Raw genomic sequence first — 18,026 nt, 5'->3', positions numbered from 1 at the left:
CCCGTGACCTCGAAGCCACCATGACTTTTAAACGAATGACTGTTGTACTGCTGGCCTGCCTGGCCCTGTCCGCCTGTGGCGGTGTTGATCCGAATTCGCCGCTGGGCCAGCGCAAGGCAATCTTCAAACAGATGCTCAAGACCGGCGAAGACCTGGGCGGCATGTTGCGTGGGCGCATCCCGTTCGACGGCGCCAAATTTGCCGAGGGTGCGGTCAAGCTGGACGCCTTGTCCCATGAGCCTTGGAAACATTTCCCAAGCGTGCGCGAAGAAGATCACACCAGCGCCAAGGACGATGTCTGGCAGAAACAGGCGCAATTCCAGCAACTGGCCCGCAACCTTGAAGCGGCCACCGGCGAATTGGTGACTGCCAGCCAAGTGCAGCCCTACAAGGCCAGTAACCTGGGGCCGGCGGTGCAGAAAGTCGAAGATGCCTGCAGCGCCTGCCATAAACAGTTCCGGGACCACTGACCGGTTTTACTGGTCGAGCTCTTCCACCGCGTCCTGCAGTTCCTTGCGGGACTCGGCGAGCTTATCCTTACGCTTGTTGATCTTGTCCGCGTCGCCTTTTTTCATGGCCTTGTCGAGGTCGGCCTGACGGCGGCTGACTTCGTGCTTGGCGTCGAGCACCTTGTTTTCACGCTCCTTCTTCAGGGAGGCGTCGGTGCAGTTGGCGGTGACTTCACTCAGGGCTTTTTCCAGGCCGGCTTGTTGCGCGCTGTTGCCGTGGGCCTTGGCTTGTTCGATCTGGATGCTGATGGCTTGGCGTTTGGCGGCGCAGCCGGTGAGGGGGGCGGCTTGTTCAGCGGCCAGCAACGGTGTGGTCATGAAGCTTGCGACGGTCAGCAAGGCAAAAGGGGCTAGAAATTTCATGTGGGGCTCCAAAGTCGCAATCTGATGGCGGGGGCAGCGGGGTTCAAAACCCGTCTATCCCCGCCATGCGTAATGTTTCAGCCAAGGCCTGTACGTGCGGGTCGCGAAAAAAAGCGCTCAGTTGCGCTGCGCGGCCCGGGCCGATGCCATCAATGTTCAGCCAGGCCTGGGTGTCTCTGGCGACCAGCGTCTGCCAGTCGCCCTCCAGGTTATTACGTGCCGCAGGCGGTACACCCAGGGCCTTGAGCCATTGTGCAAAGGGCCGCTGCCGAGCGCTGTGAAGGCTTTCGAGCACGCGTTCGCGGCTGCGATCACCGAAGCCATCAATGTTAGCAAGCTCTGCCGCGTCCAGGGTTAACCAATCGAGAAAGCCTGCGATTAGACCGGCCTGGATCAATACGTTCCAGGTCTCGCGACCTATGTGTGGCAACGCGAGGCCCTGGTTGCCACTGAGCCAGGTAAGGCGTGCCAGTAATTGTTCCTCGCAATCGGGGTCCAGTTGCCAGCAGCTCATCGCATGGAATTTGCCAGGGTTGGGCACTGGCAGGTCCACCCTGGTGGTACTGCGCAGAATGACCGCGTCCAACCGAGGAATCACCTGGCCCGCGAGGCTGATGGAGACCTGGTCGCCAGGTCGGATGTCCAACGCTTGCCAGCGTGCCAATGAGCCGACACTTACCCGGCTGATTTTCCGGTCGTCCAAGCGTACCGGCTCCAGTTCCAGCATGGGGGTGATGCGCCCGGTGCGGCCGATCTTGAACTGCACGTTGCGCACCAGTGCCAGGGCTTTGGCGGCCGGGTACTTCCATGCAGTCGCCCAATACGGCGCAACGACCTGCCAACGTTCGGCGGGTGCGCGCTGCGCCTGGTGCAGTACCACGCCATCGCTGGCGAACGGCAATGGATGGTTGTACCAATAGGTGCGCCAATGCGCGGCTTCGGTGATGTCTCGAATGGGGTGGCTGTAGCGTCGGCTATCGGTGAAGCCCCAGCGTTCCAGTGTGGCCAGGCGCTCGGTAAACGCTGCCGGCCCTTTCGGCCAAGCCCAGACGAACAGGCCAATGCCTGCGGCGTCGGTGTCGCTCAATTGTTTGCGGTTCATCAGCCCGGCCACCTTGCTACGGGCATTGAGCCCGCCGGTGGCCGACTGCACATGGCCATCGAGGCGCCAATAGAGTTCGCCTTGCAGCAGCAGGTCGATGCGCTCGGGCAACTGCTGGACTATGCCGGGGATTTTGTGCGCGGAGGCAGACCAGTCGTGGCCCTTTGCTCCATCGCCGCGGCTGATGACTTGGCTCAGGCGCCCCTTGCGATACACCAGGGTCACCGCCACACCGTCCACCTTCGGTTGAATCCAGACATCCTCGCGGGTGGCCAGCCAGGCAGCGACTGCCTGTTCATCCAGCAGTTTCTCCAGGCCGGTATGGGCAACGGGATGCAGCCGGGTACCGCGTGCACTCGCCAGTGGGTTGTCGGGCGTCAAAGGGGGGTCGGGGAAGCACTGGCGCCAGTGGGCCAGGCGCAGGCGGGCCTGGTCGTAGAGTTCATCGCTCACAGGGGATTGGCCGAGCCGGTGGTAGCTGTCATCCCACTGGCGGATTTGTTTGGCCAGGGTGCTGACCTGGGCCCGAGCATCGTCGGGGCAATCTTCGGCCCATAGGCTGAACGGTAAAATACTGAGTAAAAGGGCCATCAGTAGACGCATCATGAGCATCCTTGCTCGAAAAGGGTGCCCAGCCTAATGGAACCCTGCGGCCACAAAAAAGCCCCGGCAGAGCGGGGCTTTTTACCGGGTGTTTCTGTTTACTTGAACAGGCCGCCCAGGGCTTTCACCGCGTCAGGTTTATCGGCCTTGGCTTCCTGTGTTTGCTGCTTGGCATCGGCTTTGGCCTGCGCTTCGGAAAGTTTGTCACAGCCTTTGTTGATCTGGTCTTGCGCGGCCTTGAAGGCCTTCACTTTCAAGGTGTCCTTCTGGGCTTCGGCTGCATCGATCTTGGTTTGCAGGTCTGCGGCTTGCTTCTGGCAGTCGCCGGAATTGCCGCCACCGAGCTGCGAGCTCAGGGCGCCGCTCAGTGCGCTCAGGTCGGCGGCGTGGGCCGGCAGGGCGAACAGGCTGAGCAGAAGGGCGGCGGGGGCGAGCGTGGAGATGCGCATGAAAAACCTCAATGTTCGATTGCCTGCACGCTTGGGACTCCCGGGCTGGCGCAGGGCAATATCCAAATAAGGTGAGAGGCCCGAGAGGGCGCGGATTCTAGAGGGCCATCATTGGGCCTGCAAGCATTGGATCCAAAAAATGTGAGGGGCGTCGCGCAACGTGCGGTGCAATAAAAAGCCCCGCCAGGCGAACCCGGCGGGGCTTTTGTGCACCTTGAGCGGTTACAGGCCGGCGGCGGTACGCAGGTCGTTGGCGCGGTCGGTTTTTTCCCAGGTGAAGGTGGTGAAGGTGTCGTCGCCTACAGTCTTCTGCGCAGGGGTACGACCAAAGTGGCCGTACGCTGCGGTTTCCTGGTACATCGGGTGCAGCAGGTCGAGCATGGTGGTGATCGCGTAAGGGCGCAGGTCGAAGATCTCACGCACCAGCTTGACGATCTTGTCGTCGCTGATCTTGCCGGTGCCGAAGGTATTCAGCGAGATCGACGTAGGCTGGGCCACGCCGATAGCGTACGAAACCTGGATCTCGCAACGCTCAGCCAGGCCGGCCGCGACGATATTCTTCGCCACGTAACGACCAGCGTAGGCCGCCGAGCGGTCAACCTTGGACGGGTCTTTACCCGAGAACGCGCCACCGCCGTGACGGGCCATGCCGCCGTAGCTGTCGACGATGATCTTGCGACCGGTCAGGCCGCAGTCGCCTACCGGGCCACCGATGATGAACTGGCCAGTCGGGTTGATGTGGAACTGGGTGTCCTTGCTCAGCAGCTCGGCCGGCAGCACGTGCTTGACGATCAGCTCCATGACGCCTTCGCGCAGGTCGGCGTAGGAAACTTCCGGGTTGTGCTGGGTCGACAGTACAACCGCGTCGATACCCACGACTTTGCCGCCTTCGTAACGGCAAGTCACCTGGGACTTGGCGTCCGGGCGCAGCCACGGCAGCAGGCCGGATTTGCGGGCTTCTGCCTGACGCTGCACAAGCTGGTGCGAGAAGGTGATCGGTGCTGGCATCAGCACGTCGGTTTCGTTGCTGGCGTAGCCGAACATCAGGCCTTGGTCGCCGGCGCCTTGATCTTCTGGCTTGGCGCGGTCGACACCCTGGTTGATGTCCGGGGACTGCTTGCCGATGATGTTCATCACGCCGCAGGTCGCGCCGTCGAAGCCGACGTCGGAGCTGGTGTAGCCGATGTCGGTGATCACGTCACGAACGATCTGCTCCAGGTCAACCCAGGCGGTGGTAGTCACTTCGCCCGCGATGATCGCTACGCCGGTTTTCACCAGAGTCTCGCACGCCACACGGGCGAACTTGTCTTCAGCAATGATGGCGTCCAGCACCGCATCAGAAATCTGGTCGGCGATTTTGTCCGGATGCCCTTCAGACACGGACTCGGAGGTGAAAAGGGAGTATTCGCTCATCTCGATGTTTTCCTGATATTTACCGATGGTGAGTGTCGCCAGCCGGCCGCTGAAAATGGCGGACCTGGATCTGGAAACCATTGCGTAAACCTACATAGAGGCTATCCCCGGGAACGAGTCCCGCAGCGGTGGCCCAACGGGCCAGATCATCCTGTTCAAAACCCAACCAGAGATCACCGCAGGCCTCCCTGGCCCAATTCTGGTTGTGGCTGCATAAATCCGTAACCAGCAGGCTACCGCCGGGGTGCAGCAGCCCGGCCATTTGCTTCAGGGCCTCGGCGGGGGCGGCGAAATGGTGCAAGACCATATTCAGCACCACGCAGTCGGCCTTGATTGTCGTGCTGCTCAGTGCGTCGGCCAGTTGCAGGCGGACATTGCCCAGCGACTCGCGCTCGCAGAGCTGGCGTGCCAGGTCGAGCATCGCCGGGCTGTTGTCCAGCGCCGTGACCTGGTGAAAGCGCCGCGCCAGTTCCGGCAGGAAACCGCCATCGCCCGGGCCGACTTCCAGCGCCGTGGCCTCGTCAATGAAGCTCAGCTTGTCCAGCAGCGCCAGTACGCTGTCGCGGTATTGAGCCAGGCCTGCGATCAGGTCCTGCTGGGCACGAAACTTCTCTGCCACCCGTGCGAAAAAGTCCTGGCTGGCAGCGGCGCGCTGCCCGTGGACCTGGCCGATGCGCGATTGCACATCAAGCGGCAGGCTCAGGTTGTCCACCTCTTCGAGCAGTGCGGTGTGCAGCTTGCCGCCCAGCAGTTCGGTGTGGGGCAGGGCGCGACGATAGAAAATCGCATTGCCTTCACGGCGGGTCGCCACCAGATCGGCCTGGGCCAATACCTTCAAGTGGTGGCTCATGCCGGACTGACCGATGGCGAAGATCTGCGCCAGCTCCAGCACGCCAAAGGAATCGTTGGCCAGCGCGCGCAACACGTTCAGACGCAGCGGGTCGCCAGCGGCCTTGCACAAGGCTGCCAGTTCATCGCCGTCGTCGGCACGCAGTGAGGGCATGGGTAGATTCATAAGGCCAGCAGTCTAGTGATGGGGCGACAGGCTCGCAAGGCCAATATCAAAAAGTTTTGATATTGATCGATAAGTGGCGGTTATAAGCGGCCGCTATAACCTTTAGACGAACCGGTTAAAGGTTTCTGCAAGCGATTGGTGCCCAAAGCACAGGAAAAACACCCTCAAGTGACTATCTGTCATTGCCCGCAGGCGGTGGCTGAGGGAAAATGCCGGTCCTTTTTTCCGTTTCTTTTATATTCAAACCTCAGGAGATCAGCGATGCCCAGCCGTCGTGAGCGTGCCAACGCCATTCGTGCCCTCAGCATGGATGCCGTGCAAAAAGCCAACAGCGGCCATCCCGGTGCCCCGATGGGCATGGCGGATATCGCCGAAGTACTTTGGCGTGACTACCTGAAACACAACCCGAGCAACCCGTCGTTCGCCGACCGTGACCGCTTCGTGCTGTCCAACGGCCATGGCTCGATGCTGATCTATTCGCTGCTGCACCTGACCGGCTACGACGTCACCATCGACGACCTCAAGAGCTTCCGCCAACTGCACAGTCGCACCCCGGGCCACCCGGAATTCGGCTACACCCCAGGCGTCGAGACCACCACCGGTCCCCTGGGCCAAGGCCTGGCCAACGCCGTTGGCTTCGCGCTGGCTGAAAAAGTCCTGGGCGCGCAGTTCAACCGTCCTGGCCACGACATCGTCGACCACCACACCTACGTGTTCCTGGGTGATGGCTGCATGATGGAAGGTATTTCCCACGAAGTCGCTTCCCTGGCCGGCACGCTGGGCCTGGGCAAGCTGATCGCCTTCTACGACGACAACGGCATCTCCATCGATGGCGAAGTCGAAGGCTGGTTCACCGACGATACCCCGAAGCGTTTCGAAGCCTACAACTGGCAGGTGATCCGCAACGTCGACGGTCACGATCCGGAAGAAATCAAGACCGCCATCGACACCGCCCGCAAGAGCGCACAGCCGACCCTGATCTGCTGCAAAACCACCATCGGCTTTGGCTCGCCGAACAAGCAGGGCAAAGAAGACTGCCACGGCGCCCCACTGGGTGACGCGGAAATCGCCCTGACCCGTGAAGCGCTGAAGTGGAACCACGGCCCGTTCGAAATCCCGGCCGACATCTACGCCGAGTGGAGCGCCAAGGAAAAAGGCCTGGCCACCGAAGCCGAGTGGGACCAGCGTTTTGCGGCCTACTCCGCCGAATTCCCTGAGCTGGCCAACGAGCTGGTACGTCGCCTGGCCGGTGACCTGCCTGCCGACTTCTCGGAAAAAGCCTCGGCCTACATCGCCGAAGTCGCGGCCAAGGGCGAGACCATCGCCAGCCGTAAAGCCAGCCAGAACACCCTGAATGCCTTCGGCCCGTTGCTGCCGGAGATCCTCGGCGGTTCGGCTGACCTGGCCGGTTCCAACCTGACCCTGTGGAAAGGCTGCAAAGGTGTCTCGGCTGAAGACGCCAGCGGCAACTACATGTACTACGGCGTCCGTGAGTTCGGCATGAGCGCCATCATGAACGGCGTGTCCTTGCACGGCGGTCTGGTGCCTTACGGCGCGACCTTCCTGATGTTCATGGAATACGCGCGCAACGCCGTACGCATGGCTGCGCTGATGAAGAAGCGCGTGATCCACGTGTACACCCACGACTCCATCGGCCTGGGCGAAGACGGCCCGACGCACCAGCCGGTCGAGCAACTGACCAGCCTGCGCACCACGCCGAACCTGGATTGCTGGCGCCCAGCCGACGCGGTGGAGTCCGCCGTGGCCTGGAAGCACGCCATCGAGCGCAAGGACGGCCCTTCGGCGCTGATCTTCTCGCGTCAGAACCTGCAACACCAGGTACGTACCGACGCACAGATCGCCGACATCAGCCGTGGCGGCTACGTGCTCAAGGACTGCATCGGCGAGCCGGAGCTGATCCTGATCTCCACCGGTTCCGAAGTGGGTCTGACCGTCCAGGCGTACGACAAGCTGACCGCCCAAGGCCGCAACGTACGTGTGGTGTCGATGCCTTGCACCAGCGTGTTCGAAGCACAGGACGCCGGCTACAAGCAGTCGGTATTGCCGTTGCAGGTCAGCGCGCGTATCGCCATCGAAGCGGCTCACGCCGACTACTGGTACAAGTACGTGGGCCTGGAAGGCCGCGTGATCGGCATGACCACCTATGGTGAGTCGGCGCCGGCGCCAGCGTTGTTCGAAGAGTTCGGCTTCACCCTGGAAAACATCCTGGGTCAGGCTGAAGAGCTGCTGGAAGACTAAGTCAGTCTGCGTTGTCTGTACTGGCGCCATCGCGGGCAAGCCCGCTCCCACATTTGGATCGCGGTCTAATGTGGGAGCGGGCTTGCCCGCGATGGCGATGGTGCTTTCAACACCGAACTCACCTTGATCGAGAACCCCATGCCTCAACCGCGTCCCTACAAAGTTGCACTCAACGGCTACGGCCGCATTGGTCGTTGCGTCTTGCGTGCTCTGTTCGAGCGAGGGGCGGCGGCCGGGTTTGAAATTGTCGCGATCAACGACCTGGCCGACATGGCCAGCATCGAATACCTGACACGCTTTGACTCCACCCACGGCCGCTTCCCCGGCGAAGTGCGGGTCGAGGGCGATTGTCTGCATATTAATGGCGCTTGCGTGCAGGTCTTGCGCAGTGCCACCCCCGAAGCCATCGACTGGAAAGCACTGGGCGTCGACCTGGTGCTGGAATGTTCCGGTGTCTACCACACCCGTGCCGATGGCCAGCGTTTCCTCGACGCCGGCGCGCCGCGTGTGCTGTTTTCCCAGCCGATGGCCAGCGAGGCAGATGTCGACGCCACCATCGTCTACGGTATCAACCAGGATTGCCTGACCGGCAATGAACTGCTGGTGTCCAACGCCTCCTGTACCACCAACTGCAGCGTGCCGTTGTTGCGCCTGCTGGATCAGGCGATCGGCCTGGACTATGTGTCGATCACCACGATTCACTCGGCGATGAACGACCAGCCGGTAATCGACGCCTATCACCACGAGGACCTGCGCCGTACGCGTTCGGCGTTCCAATCGGTGATTCCGGTGTCTACCGGCCTGGCCCGGGGCATCGAGCGACTGTTGCCGGAACTTGCCGGGCGAATCCAGGCCAAAGCCGTACGGGTGCCGACGGTGAACGTGTCCTGCCTGGACATCACCATGCAGACCGTCAGTGACACCGATGCGACGGAGGTCAACCGGATCCTGCGCGACGCCGCCACCAGCGGCCCGCTTAAAGGTTTGCTGGCCTACACCGAGCTGCCCCACGCCAGTTGCGATTTCAACCATGACCCGCATTCGGCAATTGTCGATGCCAGCCAGACCCGCGTTTCCGGCCCCCGGCTGGTGAATATCCTGGCCTGGTTCGACAACGAGTGGGGTTTTGCCAACCGAATGCTGGATGTTGCGGAACATTATCTGCACATCGCCTCTAAACAACCTCATCAACAGTAATTCAGGAACTGCGACCCATGACCGTGTTGAAGATGTCCGACCTCGATCTGCAAGGTAAGCGCGTACTGATCCGCGAAGACCTCAACGTCCCAGTCAAGGACGGTGTTGTCACCAGCGATGCGCGAATCCTGGCCTCGCTGCCGACCATCAAGCTGGCCCTGGAAAAAGGCGCGGCCGTGATGGTCTGCTCCCACCTGGGTCGCCCGACCGAAGGCGAGTTCTCTGCCGAAAACAGCCTCAAGCCTGTCGCCGATTACCTGAGCAAGGCCCTGGGCCGCGACGTGCCGCTGGTGGCTGACTACCTGGGCGGTGTGGACGTCAAAGCTGGCGACATCGTGTTGTTCGAAAACGTACGCTTCAACAAGGGCGAGAAAAAGAACAGCGACGAACTGGCCCAGCAATATGCGGCGCTGTGCGACGTGTTCGTGATGGACGCATTTGGCACCGCTCACCGTGCTGAGGGTTCGACCCACGGCGTGGCCAAGTTCGCCAAGGTCGCGGCTGCCGGCCCACTGCTGGCCGCTGAACTGGACGCACTGGGCAAGGCCCTGGGCGCGCCGGCGCAACCGATGGCTGCCATCGTGGCTGGCTCCAAGGTGTCGACCAAGCTGGACGTGCTTAACAGCCTGAGCCAGATCTGCAACCAGCTGATCGTCGGCGGCGGCATTGCCAACACCTTCCTGGCGGCTGCCGGTCACCCGGTGGGCAAGTCCCTGTACGAGCCGGACCTGCTCGACACTGCTCGTGCCATCGCTGCCAAAGTCAGCGTGCCGCTGCCGGTTGATGTCGTCGTTGCCAAGGAGTTCGCCGAAAGCGCCGAAGCCACTGTCAAGCTGATCGCTGACGTGGCTGCCGACGACATGATCCTGGATATCGGCCCGCAAACTGCGGCCAACTTTGCTGAGCTGCTGAAAGCCTCCCAGACCATCCTGTGGAACGGCCCGGTCGGCGTGTTCGAATTCGACCAGTTCGGCAACGGCACCAAAGTGCTGGCCAAGGCCATCGCTGAAAGCTCGGCCTTCTCCATCGCTGGCGGCGGCGACACCCTGGCGGCTATCGATAAATATGGCGTTGCTGACCAGATCTCCTACATTTCTACCGGTGGCGGTGCGTTCCTCGAGTTCGTCGAAGGCAAGGTACTGCCAGCCGTTGAAGTGCTGGAAACCCGAGCCAAAGGCTGAGGCTCGTGATCCGGAAAAGGAGTATTCCCATGATCAAGTCGTTGGCATTGGTGATCGCAGCGGGCCTGTTGGCCGGTTGCGGCAGCACGCCGAACGCGAAGTCTGCGGCAGATGAACCTGCCCCCGGGCAGAAAAAGAGCTGCTACCAGGCCGACTGGCAAGCCGAGACCATGCCGGTGATCAACAAGCGCATCGGCAACGAACGGCTGGAGAAATACGACGCCGCGCCCAACGGTCAGGAACAGGGTTGCCCTTGATGGGTCTGATCAACTGGCGGCCGTCGGTCGCCTCACGAGGATTGGCAATGAAAGGCGTTTTCGCCCTGGCAGCCCTGGCCCTGTTGGCCGGCTGCAGCAGCATGAACATGTTCAGCAACAAGGCAGAAACTGCCGACAAGTGGACCACGTGGACCTGCGACAGCAAGGCTGAGGTGAACTGGCGCTTTGCTAATCAGGCCAAATCCGAGGTGGATGTCCGTTTGGGCGGTTCCGACCAGGTTTACCGCCTCAAGCAGGACGTTGCCGCCTCGGGCGTGCTGTACAGCGACGGCCAATTGGCGTTTCACACAAAAGGTGAGGAAGGCCTGGTTTACTGGGTCGCCACCGATGATTTGATCGGGCGTGGCTGCAAAGCGCAGTAAGCCTGACAGCAATAACGATTCAGCAAGCCAGGTGTGTAAAGCCTGGTCTGCAATAACTTGAATAGCAGCCGCCGCTACGGCAGGCTTGCACGATTAACGACCCTCGACCGGGAGAGACAACACAATGGCACTTATCAGCATGCGTCAAATGCTGGACCACGCAGCCGAGTTCGGCTACGGCGTCCCAGCCTTTAACGTCAACAACCTTGAGCAGATGCGCGCCATCATGGAAGCCGCTGACAAGACCGACTCCCCCGTGATCGTCCAGGCTTCGGCCGGTGCCCGCAAATACGCCGGTGCGCCGTTCCTGCGTCACTTGATCCTCGCCGCAATCGAAGAATTTCCGCACATCCCGGTGTGCATGCACCAGGACCACGGCACCAGCCCTGACGTGTGCCAGCGTTCCATCCAACTGGGCTTCAGCTCGGTGATGATGGACGGCTCCCTCGGCGAAGACGGCAAGACCCCGACCGACTACGAGTACAACGTACGCGTCACCCAGCAAACCGTAGCCATGGCCCACGCCTGTGGTGTTTCGGTTGAAGGCGAGCTGGGCTGCCTGGGTTCCCTGGAAACCGGCATGGCCGGCGAAGAAGACGGCATCGGTGCCGAAGGCGTGCTGGATCACAGCCAGATGCTGACCGACCCGGAAGAAGCCGCCGACTTCGTGAAAAAGACCCAAGTCGACGCCCTGGCCATCGCCATCGGTACCAGCCACGGCGCCTACAAGTTCACCAAGCCACCTACCGGCGACGTGCTGGCCATCGACCGCATCAAGGAAATCCACAAGCGCATCCCCAATACCCACTTGGTGATGCACGGTTCTTCCTCGGTCCCGCAAGAGTGGCTGGCGATCATCAACCAGTACGGCGGCGACATCAAAGAAACCTACGGCGTGCCGGTTGAAGAAATCGTCGAAGGCATCAAGTACGGCGTGCGCAAGGTCAACATCGACACCGACCTGCGCCTGGCGTCCACCGGTGCGATGCGTCGCCTGATGGCCACCAACCCGAGCGAATTCGACCCGCGTAAATTCTTCGGCGCCACCGTGACCGCGATGCGTGATGTGTGTATCGCTCGCTACGAGGCCTTCGGTACTGCCGGCAATGCTTCGAAGATCAAGCCGATCTCGTTGGAAGCGATGTATCAGCGGTATTTGAAAGGTGAGTTGAACGCTAAGGTGAACTAAGCCAATAGCGCCAAAAAAACCCGCAGAAATGCGGGTTTCTTATAGGTATGAAGTATTTTTCTAAGGACAGTGAACAGTTTTTTATCGTGGGTAACGCAATAGTTTTTCAGGTGTTGGATAAGCCATCTTAGTAATTACTATAGTTATACAACTGTAAATCTCAGGTTCTGTCCGATCTCCGTATATGTTTGAGATGCATTTTCAAGCTCCCAGTAAACATCATAGACTCCTGGGTTTGGAAGGTAGCAGGGTATTTCCTTCTCAAAATGTTCGCGTTTATTGTTGATGTAAATTTGTAGCAGCGCGGCAGTAAGAGTTATTTGTTCCAGAAACATCGTAGGAAGACCTGCGGACGGCACAGGGTAGCAATAATAAGTCAGCACATCGCCTATCCTGGTGTTGTTGCTCAATAAGTGTGACAAGACGAGATACCTGAAGGGCCTGGTGACAACTGGCATGTTTTGGGGCGGCGTCGCAAAAGAACCAGGTGGGGTGGCATTGTATATTTTTGGTTGCGACCCGGCGCCAAACCCCGAGACGGCAGGTTGGTTAATGGTGGCTATCGTTGGCATGTGTTTAACTCCTGAATGGGTACATGAGTCGGACGCACATGATTTTATAAGATGTGCCCTAGGGTGCGCACTGCAAGAAATACTATTTTTATGCTGTTTTGCTATAGCGGTAAGACGATCTTCGGAGTTCGTTATATCCAAGTAATCATTCCTCCGCCGTAGCGGGGGATGATTGAAATAACCTTACTCGTGATCAATATCCAACTTGGCAAACGTCACCCGCGCGCCTTCCTTGCTGTTGCCACTGTTGTCCTGCACATACGCCCCGGCCTTGAAGTACAACGGCTTGGCGCCCCACGCCGCGCCGATGCGTTCGTTCCACTCGCCATCTGCGGCATACACACTGAGCAGCCCGGCTTTGTTGAGGTTGATCACATAGGTAAAGCTCTTTTCCAGCGGCACATTGGAGGCAACAATGATCGTGCGCCCTTCATCCTCGTCCGGGCGCATGCGCACTTTGGCGACGATGTTGCCGGTCTGCGTCTTTTCCTTGAACTGATATTCCAGCTTGATCAGCGGTTTCTGGCTGTCATAGGCGTGGATTTGCCCGATCACGATTTTGCCGGAGGACGGCACTTGGTTGACGGCCAGGGTGGCACGCAGGAAGTTGTCCGCATCCGGATAGGTCCAGTTGCGCAGGCGCCCGTCGGCGTAGGTCTCGCGCAGTTCGCTGCGCGGGTAAATGGCGTTTTCGGTACGGGTGCCGGTGACCGGGGTCCAGAATTGGACGTTGCTGCCTTCGGCCTGGAAATATTGGTCGTTGAAGCCGCTCATCAATCTTGGGGTTTCGATGGTCGCGGGCGGAGAGCCGACAGGGATGCTGAGGTTCCAGGTGGATAGGTCGATCATGGCGTAGGCCTTTTTACAGAGGGGTGTAGGCTATGGCCCTTGGGCCAGACAGGTTCTTTATAGGTGGTGTTAACCATCTTGTTAAATCATTGCTGGCGATTTATTGGCGCCAAAGGAATGCCAAAAAGCCATGTTTCCCATGGTTCGTGGCTTGTAGCGGTTGACCGTTAGTCGGCTTCCTGAAGATTGGCGCAATGATGGCACTGAGGTTACTTCTGCTTTTTCTGAACCGGGGCTAGAGTGAGGCCTCAGAGTTTGTCCGGGTTTTCTGTCAGAAATGACCGGAGTAGTCCTAAGGAAGAGACGTAGCATGGAATGCGCTCCACACCACGGCGATGGTCATTCGGTTCTGCTTGTGGTCGATGACTACCCGGAGAACCTGCTTAGCATGCGTGCGCTGTTACAGCGTGAAGACTGGCATGTGGTGACCGCCGCGTCCGGTGTGGAAGCCCTCGAGTTGTTACTCAAACATGAAGTCGACCTGGTGCTGCTGGACGTGAAGATGCCCGGCATGGACGGCTTTGAGGTGGCGCGCCTGATGCGCGGCAGCCAGCGCACGCGCATGACACCGATCATTTTCCTCACGGCCCACGCCCAGTCGCCGGCCGCAGTACTCGAAGGCTATGCCAGTGGCGCCATCGACTACCTGTTCAAACCGTTCGACCCGCACATCCTCAAACCCAAGGTCCAGGCGTTGCTGGAACATCAGCGCAATCGCCGGGCCTTGCAGCGCCTGAGCCATGAGCTGGAGTCGGCGCGGGCGTTCAATGCCTCGGTGTTGGACAACGCCGCCGAAGGCATCCTGGTGGTGGGCGAGGGCAGCGTGATCGAGTATGCCAACCCGGCCATTTCGCGGCTGTTGAACGCTACCCTGGCCGAGTTGCGAGGCGAGAGTTTCCTGAGCTTCCTGCAAAAGCCCCATGTACCGGCCTGGCTGGGGTTCGAGATGTTCCTCGCTTACCGCCAGGGCCAGACCTGGCGCTTGCACGATGCGATCCTGCGGACCAGCCGAGGCCAGCAGGTGCCGGTGGCGTTGTCGTGCGCGCCGCTGCCGGCCGAACAGAAGGCCATGGTGGTGACCGTGCTGGACATGTCCGAAGTGCGTCACCTGCATCAACAATTGGAGTTCCAGGCGGTCACCGACCCGCTGACCGGACTGTTGAACCGGCGCGGGTTTTACCAGGCGGCGGAAAACATTTTGCTGCGCAGCGAGCGCAACGAACAGTCTCTGGTGCTGCTGTACCTGGACCTTGACGGCTTCAAGCGGGTCAATGATTCCCTTGGCCATGACGCCGGCGACCGTGTGCTGCGCTGGGTATCGGAGCAGTTGCAGGGCTGCCTGCGTTCCTATGACATTCTGGGGCGCATGGGCGGCGATGAGTTCACCGCGTTGCTGGAGCTGGAGTTCCCCGAGCAGGCGGCGAAAATTGCAGAAAAACTGATCGAACGGGTGTCTATCTGCCAGCAAGTTGAAGGTTTGGATGTGATGCTCGGTGTCAGTATCGGTATCGCCACCTTCCCGGATTGCGGCTCGGACATTAACGGTCTGTTGCGCGCGGCAGACATCGCCATGTACGAAGCCAAGCGCGCAGGCCGTCAGCAATATCGCTATTACGACCAGGAAATGAATGGCCGCGCCCGTTCGCGCCTGATGCTGGAAGACAGCGTGCGCACGGCGATTCAAAACAAGGAGTTCACCCTGGTGTACCAGCCGCAGGTGGCGTTGGCGGATGGGCGTGTGCGCGGTGTGGAAGCGCTATTGCGCTGGCGGCACCCGAGTGTCGGCGATGTGCCGCCCGGTCTGTTTCTGCCATTGCTGGAAGAAGCCCGGCTGATCAGCCAGCTCAGCACCTGGATTTACCAACAAGTCGGCGCCCAACTCCAGGCCTGGCACGCCGGCTTCGACGATGAACTGGTGCTCAGCGTGAGCCTGAGCAGCAACCAGTTCAACATGCCCAACCTGGCGAACCAGCTGCAGCAGGTGCTCGAACGACATGGGCTGCCGGGGCGGCAACTGGAGGTGGAAATCAGTGAAGACTGCCTGATGAGCAACCTTGAAGAGTCGGTCAAGCAGCTCAAGTTGCTGCGCCAGATCGGCGTGCGCACCGCCCTGGATGACTTTGGCTTGGGCAATTGTTCCCTGGCGCATCTGCGCGACCTGGCCTTCGATACCCTCAAGCTTGACCCGCAATTGGTCGCTCGCCTGCCGGGCTCGGTGCGCGATGAGGTGATGGCGCGCAGCATTATCGAGTTGTGCAAGCATTTTGATGTAGTGGTAGTGGCCGAGGGGGTGGAAACCCAGGAGCAGGCCCAATGGCTGAAGGCCAATGGTTGCCCATTCATTCAGGGCCCGATGGCGGCGCAGCCGTTGATGGCTGAGGAAGTGGCACACTGGTGCCACGCTCGCCTGCGCTGAATTCGCTACACTGGCGGCCATCCGAACCCTGTTGCAGAGCCCATGACCGCGCTGAAATACCTCCAGGCCTATCCCGCCGCCCTCCAGGAGCAAGTGCGCCAGCTGATCGCCAAGGATCAGTTGGGTGCCTACTTGGAGCAACGTTACCCCGAACGCCACGCGGTGCAGAGCGACAAGGCCCTGTACGCCTACGCGCTGGCCTTGAAGCAGGAACACCTGCGCAATGCGCCGGCCATCGACAAGGTGCTGTTCGATAATCGCCTGGACCTGACTCATCGCGCCCTCGGCCTGCACACCTCCATCTCGCGGGTGCAGGGCGGCAATCTGAAGTCGAAGAAAGAGATCCGCATTGCTGCGCTGTTCAAGGAGGCCGCGCCGCAGTTCCTGCGCATGATCGTGGTCCACGAACTGGCGCACTTCAAGGAATCGGACCACAACAAGGCGTTCTACAAACTCTGCGAGTACATGATGCCGGGCTACCATCAGGTGGAATTCGACCTGCGGGTGTACCTCACGTACCGCGACCTGCTGGGCAAACCCTGACCGCACAAGGCAACCGACCATGGATGTGAGCAAGACCAAGAGCAGCTTCTACCGCCGCCTGTACGTGGCCTACCTGATCGACAGCGGCCAGGCCAGCAGCGTCCCGGCCCTGACCGACGCCACCGGCATGCCCCGGCGCACGGCGCAGGACACGATTGCGGCATTGGCCGATCTGGATATTGTGTGTGAGTTCGAGCAGGAAGACGGTGCCCGCAACCATGCCGGGCACTATCGGATTCGCAGCTGGGGCGCGATTGATCGGCGTTGGATCGAGGCGAACCTCGGCCAGATCAAGCAGGTGCTGGGCTACCCCTGATCCTTTCGCATGCCGATGTGTGGAATATCATCCTCAAGGTATTCCTCACCCGCCACCACAAACCCATACCGCCCGTAATACCCCTGCAAATGCGCCTGGGCTGACAGGAACATCGGTGTCTCAGGCCAGATATCGGCAATCAGCTTGAGCGTCTCTTCCATCATCCGATGCCCCAGCCCGGTGCCGCGCGCCACCGGCGCTACGATCACGCGGCCGATCACCACGTCGCCGCCCTGGGATTCCGGGTCCAGCAGGCGCAGGTAAGCCACCAGTTGGTCGTCCTGCCACGCCATCAGGTGATGGGTGTCGCCTGACAAATCCTGCCCATCGAGATCCTGGTACACACATTTCTGCTCGACAACAAACACCTCGTTGCGCAAGCGCAGGATCGCGTAAAGCTGCTCCTTGCCCAGGTCATCGTGGTGTTTGCACACCCATTCAACGGTCATGGCGAGTTCTCTTATCAATGTCTGTTGCGGATAGTAAGCGCAGCGGGCAACGCTGTCTAAATCAACTATTTTTGTGAGTGAAATCAATTTGCCATCATTGAGTGCGTTCGGCACCGGTTTCTTTGTGTAATCTGAGCTACTGTTAGAACCTCGGGCCGCGCCTGAGCCAAGGCCACCGCCTGCCTGCCAAGGACTTTGAGCATGCCGCGATTCTCTCGTGCCGTTGCTTTGATTGGAGTGTTGCTGCTGGCCCAGCCGGCATTCGCGCAGCGTCTGCGTCTGGTGGCAGATGCCTGGCCGCCCTTTACCGATGCCACCTTGATCAATGGCGGGCTGGCCACCGACATCGTCAGTACCGCCCTGGCCCGTGCGGGTTACGCCAGTGACTTCGAGCAGGTGCCCTGGGCCCGTGCGCTGATGGGGGTGGGCGACGGCCGTTATGACGTGCTGATCAACGCCTGGTACGACGATGCCCGTACGAAACTGGGCCAATTCTCAGGTGAATACCTGCTCAACCGTGTGCGCTTTATCAAGCGCCGCGACGATCCCATCGAATTCCAGAACCTTGCGCAATTGCACGACTATCCCATCGCCGTGGTGCGTGGCTATGCCTATTCGGCGGCGTTCGATGGGGATGCGCAGTTGCAGAAAGTCCCGGTGCACAACTTCGCCATGGCCGTGCGTATGCTCGCGGCGCAGCGGGTGCGGTTGACGGTGGAGGATGAGTACGTGGCGCGCTATTACCTCTCGCGTGAATCGGCACGGGTGCGCAATGCGGTGGAGTTTTTGCCCCAGCCGCTGAGTGAAAACAGCCTGCACATCCTGGTCAGCCTGAAGAACCCTGAGCATGAGCAGATCGTGGCCAGCTTTGATCGGGAGATTGCCAAGATGAAGGCCGACGGCAGCTATGAGCGGCTGATGAAGGCCCATGGCATGTAGTGCCTGTGCGGACCTCATCGGG

General features: G+C 60.3%; 19 protein-coding genes. 11 read left to right on the top strand and 8 right to left on the bottom strand.

Going from position 1 to position 18,026, the window contains the following annotated elements:
• Positions 1 to 20: 20 nt before the first annotated feature.
• Positions 21 to 470 (top strand): cytochrome c, encoded by a 450-nt coding sequence (locus M2497_RS29410; protein WP_248485034.1) that lies wholly within the window; start codon positions 21 to 23, stop codon positions 468 to 470.
• Between the two features lie 6 nt (positions 471 to 476).
• Here M2497_RS29410 and M2497_RS29405 read toward each other — a convergent pair whose 3' ends face one another.
• From M2497_RS29405 to M2497_RS29385, 5 genes are all read right to left on the bottom strand, one after another.
• Positions 477 to 872 (bottom strand): DUF1090 domain-containing protein, encoded by a 396-nt coding sequence (locus M2497_RS29405; RefSeq protein ID WP_248485033.1) that lies wholly within the window; start codon positions 870 to 872, stop codon positions 477 to 479.
• A gap of 43 nt (positions 873 to 915) precedes the next feature.
• Positions 916 to 2,580, bottom strand: coding sequence for an NAD-dependent DNA ligase LigB (ligB, locus tag M2497_RS29400; RefSeq protein WP_248485032.1), 1,665 nt, complete (start codon positions 2,578 to 2,580; stop codon positions 916 to 918).
• A gap of 95 nt (positions 2,581 to 2,675) precedes the next feature.
• Positions 2,676 to 3,026, bottom strand: a complete 351-nt coding sequence (locus M2497_RS29395) for a DUF1090 family protein (protein ID WP_058426603.1) — start codon at positions 3,024 to 3,026, stop codon at positions 2,676 to 2,678.
• 222 nt (positions 3,027 to 3,248) lie between these two features.
• Positions 3,249 to 4,439, bottom strand: a complete 1,191-nt coding sequence (gene metK, locus M2497_RS29390; protein ID WP_058426604.1) for a methionine adenosyltransferase — start codon at positions 4,437 to 4,439, stop codon at positions 3,249 to 3,251.
• Positions 4,440 to 4,458: 19 nt separating this feature from the next.
• Positions 4,459 to 5,454 (bottom strand): metalloregulator ArsR/SmtB family transcription factor, encoded by a 996-nt coding sequence (locus tag M2497_RS29385; RefSeq protein ID WP_248485031.1) that lies wholly within the window; start codon positions 5,452 to 5,454, stop codon positions 4,459 to 4,461.
• A gap of 261 nt (positions 5,455 to 5,715) precedes the next feature.
• On the opposite strand from M2497_RS29385, the gene tkt reads away from it, so the two are divergent.
• From tkt to fba, 6 genes are all read left to right on the top strand, one after another.
• Positions 5,716 to 7,713: a transketolase gene (tkt, locus tag M2497_RS29380; RefSeq protein ID WP_071490328.1), complete on the top strand. Its 1,998-nt coding sequence runs from the start codon at positions 5,716 to 5,718 to the stop codon at positions 7,711 to 7,713.
• A 138-nt stretch (positions 7,714 to 7,851) separates the two neighbouring features.
• Entirely contained in the window at positions 7,852 to 8,910 is a 1,059-nt protein-coding gene (gene epd / locus M2497_RS29375; RefSeq protein ID WP_248485030.1) for an erythrose-4-phosphate dehydrogenase, read from the top strand.
• Positions 8,911 to 8,927: 17 nt separating this feature from the next.
• The gene (locus M2497_RS29370) at positions 8,928 to 10,091 is read left to right on the top strand and encodes a phosphoglycerate kinase (RefSeq protein WP_058426608.1); all 1,164 of its coding nucleotides are present in this window, start codon (positions 8,928 to 8,930) and stop codon (positions 10,089 to 10,091) included.
• Between the two features lie 29 nt (positions 10,092 to 10,120).
• Positions 10,121 to 10,348, top strand: a complete 228-nt coding sequence (locus M2497_RS29365) for a hypothetical protein (protein ID WP_248485029.1) — start codon at positions 10,121 to 10,123, stop codon at positions 10,346 to 10,348.
• Positions 10,349 to 10,395: 47 nt separating this feature from the next.
• Positions 10,396 to 10,731, top strand: coding sequence for an MliC family protein (locus M2497_RS29360; RefSeq protein WP_016977756.1), 336 nt, complete (start codon positions 10,396 to 10,398; stop codon positions 10,729 to 10,731).
• A 124-nt stretch (positions 10,732 to 10,855) separates the two neighbouring features.
• Positions 10,856 to 11,920 carry a class II fructose-bisphosphate aldolase gene (gene fba, locus M2497_RS29355; RefSeq protein WP_003177554.1) on the top strand — a complete coding sequence of 355 codons (1,065 nt, stop codon included), beginning with the start codon at positions 10,856 to 10,858 and terminating at the stop codon, positions 11,918 to 11,920.
• A 143-nt stretch (positions 11,921 to 12,063) separates the two neighbouring features.
• Here fba and M2497_RS29350 read toward each other — a convergent pair whose 3' ends face one another.
• Together M2497_RS29350 and M2497_RS29345 are read right to left on the bottom strand one after the other, a co-directional pair.
• Positions 12,064 to 12,492, bottom strand: a complete 429-nt coding sequence (locus M2497_RS29350) for a hypothetical protein (protein ID WP_248485028.1) — start codon at positions 12,490 to 12,492, stop codon at positions 12,064 to 12,066.
• 183 nt (positions 12,493 to 12,675) lie between these two features.
• Positions 12,676 to 13,341, bottom strand: a complete 666-nt coding sequence (locus M2497_RS29345; protein ID WP_071494427.1) for a polysaccharide lyase family 7 protein — start codon at positions 13,339 to 13,341, stop codon at positions 12,676 to 12,678.
• 310 nt (positions 13,342 to 13,651) lie between these two features.
• On the opposite strand from M2497_RS29345, the gene M2497_RS29340 reads away from it, so the two are divergent.
• The 3 genes from M2497_RS29340 to M2497_RS29330 are packed head-to-tail and all read left to right on the top strand — an operon-like array spanning position 13,652 to position 16,616.
• The gene (locus M2497_RS29340; RefSeq protein WP_248485027.1) at positions 13,652 to 15,757 is read left to right on the top strand and encodes an EAL domain-containing protein; all 2,106 of its coding nucleotides are present in this window, start codon (positions 13,652 to 13,654) and stop codon (positions 15,755 to 15,757) included.
• Between the two features lie 42 nt (positions 15,758 to 15,799).
• Positions 15,800 to 16,300 (top strand): M48 family metallopeptidase, encoded by a 501-nt coding sequence (locus M2497_RS29335; RefSeq protein WP_248485026.1) that lies wholly within the window; start codon positions 15,800 to 15,802, stop codon positions 16,298 to 16,300.
• 19 nt (positions 16,301 to 16,319) lie between these two features.
• Positions 16,320 to 16,616, top strand: coding sequence for a winged helix-turn-helix domain-containing protein (locus M2497_RS29330; protein ID WP_033898013.1), 297 nt, complete (start codon positions 16,320 to 16,322; stop codon positions 16,614 to 16,616).
• Here M2497_RS29330 and M2497_RS29325 read toward each other — a convergent pair.
• Positions 16,607 to 17,065: a GNAT family N-acetyltransferase gene (locus M2497_RS29325; protein WP_248485025.1), complete on the bottom strand. Its 459-nt coding sequence runs from the start codon at positions 17,063 to 17,065 to the stop codon at positions 16,607 to 16,609. The genes M2497_RS29330 and M2497_RS29325 overlap by 10 nt on opposite strands.
• A gap of 201 nt (positions 17,066 to 17,266) precedes the next feature.
• On the opposite strand from M2497_RS29325, the gene M2497_RS29320 reads away from it, so the two are divergent.
• The gene (locus M2497_RS29320) at positions 17,267 to 18,004 is read left to right on the top strand and encodes a transporter substrate-binding domain-containing protein (protein ID WP_248485024.1); all 738 of its coding nucleotides are present in this window, start codon (positions 17,267 to 17,269) and stop codon (positions 18,002 to 18,004) included.
• Positions 18,005 to 18,026: the final 22 nt, after the last annotated feature.

The organism is Pseudomonas sp. CYM-20-01, assembly GCF_023169845.1.
Taxonomy (GTDB): Bacteria; Pseudomonadota; Gammaproteobacteria; order Pseudomonadales; family Pseudomonadaceae; genus Aquipseudomonas; species Aquipseudomonas azotoformans.
This window is presented reverse-complemented; position numbering and strand designations above follow the sequence as displayed.